At 58.3% G+C, this 782-nt stretch carries 1 protein-coding gene; it reads right to left on the reverse strand.

Going from position 1 to position 782, the window contains the following annotated elements; genetic code table 11:
• The coding region (locus AC07VI_RS29305; RefSeq protein WP_494808847.1) for an elongation factor Tu at positions 1–779 on the reverse strand (779 nt) is incomplete at its 3' end.
• Positions 780–782: the final 3 nt, after the last annotated feature.

Consider the following 782-nt stretch of genomic DNA (forward strand, 5'->3'; position numbering starts at 1 on the left):
CCGGTGCAAGTCGTTTTGACGGTATCGGTGATGCCGACGATTTCGATCTCTTCGCCGACCTTGATGATGCCGCGCTCGATACGACCGGTCACAACGGTACCGCGACCCGAGATCGAGAACACGTCTTCCACTGGCATCAGGAAGGCGCCGTCAACAGCGCGCTCTGGCGTTGGGATGTAGGCATCCAGGGCATCGGCCAGACGCAGCACTGCGTCAACGCCCATTTCGCCTTCTTTGCCTTCCAGCGCCATACGTGCCGAACCTTTGATGATAGGCAGGTCGTCGCCTGGGAATTCGTACTTCGACAACAGCTCGCGCACTTCCATTTCAACCAGTTCCAGCAGCTCTGCGTCGTCGACCAGGTCGCACTTGTTCAGGAACACGATGATGTATGGAACGCCAACTTGGCGGGCCAGCAGGATGTGTTCGCGGGTCTGTGGCATCGGGCCGTCAGCTGCGGAGCACACCAGGATCGCGCCGTCCATCTGCGCGGCACCGGTAATCATGTTCTTGATGTAGTCGGCGTGGCCTGGGCAGTCAACGTGCGCGTAGTGACGCGTTTCCGTTTCGTACTCGACGTGGGCGGTGTTAATCGTGATACCGCGCGCTTTTTCTTCTGGAGCCGCATCGATCTGGTCGTATGCTTTGGCTTCGCCGCCGAATTTCTTCGACAGAACCGTTGCGATTGCAGCGGTCAGCGTGGTTTTACCGTGGTCGACGTGGCCGATGGTGCCGACGTTAACGTGCGGCTTGGTCCGTTCGAATTTACCTTTTGCCATTTT

This window comes from Janthinobacterium sp. GW821-FHT03A03 (assembly GCF_059421435.1).